General features: G+C 51.2%; 2 protein-coding genes and 1 pseudogene. All 3 read left to right on the top strand.

The features are described from left to right. A partial coding sequence (locus AO388_RS25470; RefSeq protein WP_177343143.1) for an RHS repeat-associated core domain-containing protein occupies positions 1 to 702 on the top strand: 702 nt, incomplete at its 5' end. Then, positions 702 to 1,049, top strand: coding sequence for a DUF7716 domain-containing protein (locus AO388_RS25465; RefSeq protein WP_058417398.1), 348 nt, complete (start codon positions 702 to 704; stop codon positions 1,047 to 1,049). The genes AO388_RS25470 and AO388_RS25465, both read left to right, overlap by 1 nt. A gap of 188 nt (positions 1,050 to 1,237) precedes the next feature. Then, positions 1,238 to 2,176 (top strand): annotated as a pseudogene (locus AO388_RS29270) (RHS repeat domain-containing protein); the annotation flags it as partial.

Below are 2,176 nucleotides of genomic sequence, written 5' to 3'. Positions count from 1 at the left end.
ACCGACCAGATTGGCACACCGCTGGAAATGACCGATGCCGAAGGGCAGATCGTCTGGCAGGCGAAATACCGGGCGTGGGGGGCGGTTGAAAAGCTGGTGGTGAACGAGGTTGAGCAGAACCTGCGGTTTCAGGGGCAGTATTTTGATGTCGAGACGGGACTGCACTACAACACGTTTCGGTATTATGACCCGGAAATTGGGCGGTTTATTACGCAGGATCCTATTGGGTTGGCAGGGGGATTTAATCTTTATCAATATGCGCCTAATACTCAATCGTGGATAGACCCTCTTGGCTGGATGGGCGTCCGTGCAGAAAATGTTTACCATTCTTTTGATAGTTTTGAGGTTCCATCACAGCTTCGTTACGCTAGTGATGGCGTACAGTTTAACCGTGCAAATCAGAGCTTTATTAATAATATGAATACAGACCCAGCATTTCGACGAGATATGATGGGTAGGTATCCTGAGCTTGACACATGGCTTAAAAAGCCAAATATGGCCGGCAGCCCAGCGGGCTTGACTTGGCACCATCATGAAGATGTCGGCATGCTGAAATTAGTAGATCGCGCGGATCATGCTTCAAAACACGGAATTTATCACCCTACAGGAAAAGGTGGTCGAGATATCTGGGGTGGTGGTAAAGAGGGACGTAAAGGAAAACTTGACGGTAAAACCGGAAAGGCATTGAAAGGGGGATGTTAATGGAAAGCCTAAATATCGGACAGCCAATTACTGTTGCTAAATTGATTGGCTGCGTACAATCCGGCATCACGCTTAAAGACGATTTATGCTTGTATGCCAATAACGACGTTGATGTCATTGAGCCTGAAACAATATGCTATTTGGATTGTTATCCTGAAATTGTAAATGATAAAGAAGTTTTTAGTGATTTTGTGACTTCCAATGGACTTCAGCTGTTGTACTACGGACAACAATTCAACGATGTTTTGATGAGCTTATCTAACCAGAAAAAACCCATAGAGATGGCTGTCGCCATTCAAGCTTTAAACTATTACCTCGAAAATGATGATTTCTTAGATATAGTATAGCCATGTAAGTTGGTGGCTGAGATGCATTCAAAGCGTAGAGTTGCTTCATTGCTCTTTAATAATACATAGGGCAGGTGGTTGCCAACCTTGTCTCAGCCACTTGCTAACTTAAATAGCAAGAGATATACGGCAAACTGTATGGTGCCAACCGATTGGTCGCCTGCTGGCCAAACCAAACGTGTCAGACCTACGGCTACGATCCACTCAGCAGCCTGACCACGCTGACCCTTCCTACCGGCCAGCAGNATGGAACGCGACGACCTGCACCGCGAGGTCTACCGCACCCAAGGCAAACTCACCAGTTGCTTCGGCCACGACAGCATGGGCCGCAAAGCGTGGCAGTACGCCACAACTCTGCCTGCGGAAAATCCGCCGCTACGAATACGACCCGGCCGGTGAACTGAGCCGCACCCTCGACAAACTGCGCGGCGAAACCCAGTACGAGTACGAAGCCAACGGCCAGTTGCTGGCGCGCAATACAGGTCGCGTGGTCGACGGCGAAGAATTCCGCTACGACGCCGCGGCCAACCGCCTGAACTTCAACACCAGCCGCTTCGACCACGTCAAAGACAACCGCCTCAAACAGTGGGCGAACCACGAATACAAGTACGACGCCTGGGGCAACCTGATCGAAAAAGTCGTCGGCATCGTGCGCTGGCAGACCTTCACCTACGACTGCGAAAACCGCCTGGTCAAAACCGAAACCATAAAACCGAAACCATGGCCGACACGCAGGTCGAAAGCACCAGCAGCTACCAATACGACAGCCTGGGCCGACGCGTTGCCAAACAGTCCGAGATCAAAGGCCACACCGACCACAAACGTTTCCTCTGGCAAGGCCTGCGCATGCTGCGTGAGGAAAGTCCGGGCCAGAGCAGCCTGTACCTTTACGAGCCCGGCAGCTATGCGCCTCTGGCCCGTGTTGACGAAAAAGAAGGCGAAGTCGAGAACAAGGTCTACTACTTCCACACCGACCAGATCGGTACGCCGCTGGAAATGACCGATTCCGAAGGGCAGATCGTCTGGCAGGCGAAGTACCGGGCATGGGGAGCGGTTGAGAAGCTGGTGGTGAACGAGGTTGAGCAGAACCTGCGGTTTCAGGGGCAGTATTTTGATGTCGAGACGGG

Source organism: Pseudomonas sp. ICMP 10191 (assembly GCF_001467335.1).
Classification (GTDB): domain Bacteria; phylum Pseudomonadota; class Gammaproteobacteria; order Pseudomonadales; family Pseudomonadaceae; genus Aquipseudomonas; species Aquipseudomonas cerasi.
Note: the sequence above shows the minus strand (reverse complement) of the source record. Positions and strands in the feature narration are given on the sequence as shown.

Coding starts and splice junctions, on each gene's coding strand:
- AO388_RS25465 (WP_058417398.1), top strand. CDS start 702: ATGGAAAGCCTAAATATCGGACAGCCAATTACTGTTGCTAAATTGATT.